The following is a 2,157-nucleotide window of genomic DNA, read 5'->3' as shown; positions in this document are numbered from 1 at the left end:
CGGCGGGGCGTCTATCGCGGCCGGCCTGGCATGCCGCCCCCGGACGTTCTGCGGACGCTGATCGGGCGGGGTGGGGTAGCGGCTGCGCTGTTCTTCTCGGCCGAGACGGCGCGCCAGTTCCTGCGGCATCTGCCGCGCGATGTGCGGGATAAGTTGCGCGAGGCGCGGGCCATCGCGATTTCCGACAGGGCGGCCGAGGTGCTTGCCTCGGCGCCCTGGGGGGAGATCGTCCGGGCGGCGACGCCCGATCAGGCGGCGATGCTTGCCCTGCTGGGGGTGGCCGCCCGCTAGAGCATCATCCGACCGGATGGACTCGTCTGGTCGGATAAAGATGCGCGCACAAACAATGCTCCAGGTGGGCCAGGCCGCCTGTCGGGCGGCCTGGCATCGGCGTCAATGGAAGGCGGCGACGCCTGCGCTCAGATCCTCGCCCCGAGCGCGGGCCTGGCGCATGTAGGCGCGCGCGTGGTCCGGGATCGAGAGGGACAGCGTCAGCAGGCCGGCGAAGACATAGAGGCCCGAGAAGATCCAGATGATCCCCTCGATGCCGTGCCAGCCCTGGAACCAGGTGACGATGGCCGGCCCGACCCAGGTGCTGGCCCCGGCGCCAAGGCCCAGGGCGGACAGGGCGGCGGCCTTCTCTTTCGGGCAGATCTGCGGGACCAGGCCCGAGAGCGGGACGAACGCCGCGATGGTCGCGCCGTAGAAGATGCCGACCAGAGCCGCGATGAGGAAATTGCCGTGAAAGGCCAGCGGCACATAATAGAAGGCCGGGACCGAGACCGCCGCGCCGAGGCAGCCGGCGACCGACACCACCGTGCGATGGCCCAGCCTGTCGGCCAGCATGCCCGACATCAGGTTGAACAGGATGTTGCTCATGAACACGATCGAGAGCAGCACCAGCCACTGCGACAGGGAGAAGCCGACCACCTTGGTGAAGAAGGCGGGCATGATCACCAGGAACGCATATTCCGACGAGGTGTTGATGGTGCGGACGATCAGCGCCATGAACGTGCGGGGTTCGCGCCACAGGATGGAGATCGAACCGAAGAAGATGCCGCCCACCGAGACATTGGCGGGGGCCAGGCGGCTGGCGCCACGCGGTTCGCGCGTCATCAGCAGGGCGACGCAGCCGCCTGCGACCACCAGCACCAGCGACAGCCAGAAGGTCGTGATTTCGCCGACCAGCGGGATCGTGACGCTGGCGAACAGCGAGCCCAGCGTGGGCAGGCCGCCGGAGAAGGCGAACCAGAACCAGCCGGCGGCCGAGCCCAGTTGGCGCGGCGGGGTGGCGGCGGCGATCCAGACCAGGAAGCCATAGGCGAACAGCGGATAGCCCAGGCCGCGCAGCGTGTAGGCGGCGAGCATGACCGTGTAATTGCCGGTCATGATGCCGGCCATCAGGAAGACGACCTCGAAGGCGGCCCAGATGGCCAGGCCGATCCACATGACGCGCTTCGGCCCCCACAGATCCGACAGCGGACCCGACAGCCAGGACGAGATGGACACGGCGACGCCGTAGATGGTGAACAGGAAGGCCACGTCACGCGACGTGACGCCGTGATTTTCGAGATAGGGGGCCAGGTAGCCGGCCTCGACCCCATCGCCGACCATGAACAGAAGCAGCCCGATGAAGCCCCAGAGCAGGGAGCGCGGGATGCCCATTCGTTCGACGAGGGAAGGGGTGGGCAGCAGAGTATCTGTCTGCGTCAAGGGGAGGGTCTCCTCTTTAACAGGCAGCCAACATAACGGTGAGGGGCTTCGCCTCATTACGAAGCATCGATGCAAGCTGCGTTCGGAATCGCGATGCGGCGTGCGCAAAGGATCGATTCCGAAATCATCATGTAGGGATGCGCGTCCAGGACGCGGAAATCACCATTTCCATGGCGAAATCTCGGTGTGCGATAATATATCGCGTGGGACGGTTTTTATTAGAAAAATATTCTGAATAGTTCAGAATAGAGTAAAACCGGCATTGATTCCATATTCGCGCATGGGGTGCGCAAATGATACTTTTTGTTCTCCTGTCATCAAGCGTGTGTGTGCATGGTATAAGAAATATACGCGGATTTGAAGGAGGAATATCGTAAAATATGGAGAAATTTTGGCAAATATATATCGGTGTTTCTTTGTGTTATTCGTGATATAAATATGTTG

General features: G+C 63.0%; 3 protein-coding genes. 1 reads left to right on the top strand and 2 read right to left on the bottom strand.

What is annotated here, in order from left to right:
• Positions 1–291 (top strand): uroporphyrinogen-III synthase (locus tag ABF821_RS20840; RefSeq protein ID WP_415531449.1); only part of this gene is annotated, 291 nt, incomplete at its 5' end.
• A 102-nt stretch (positions 292–393) separates the two neighbouring features.
• Here the strand turns inward: ABF821_RS20840 and ABF821_RS20835 are convergent.
• Positions 394–1,713: an MFS transporter gene (locus ABF821_RS20835; protein WP_415531448.1), complete on the bottom strand. Its 1,320-nt coding sequence runs from the start codon at positions 1,711–1,713 to the stop codon at positions 394–396.
• 240 nt (positions 1,714–1,953) lie between these two features.
• Positions 1,954–2,157, bottom strand: a 204-nt coding sequence (locus ABF821_RS20830; RefSeq protein WP_415531447.1) for a hypothetical protein, incomplete at its 5' end; no start/stop codon positions are given.

It is taken from the genome of Gluconacetobacter sp., assembly GCF_047721585.1.
In the GTDB taxonomy this organism is placed as follows: Bacteria; Pseudomonadota; Alphaproteobacteria; order Acetobacterales; family Acetobacteraceae; genus Gluconacetobacter; species Gluconacetobacter dulcium.
Note: the sequence above shows the minus strand (reverse complement) of the source record. Positions and strands in the feature narration are given on the sequence as shown.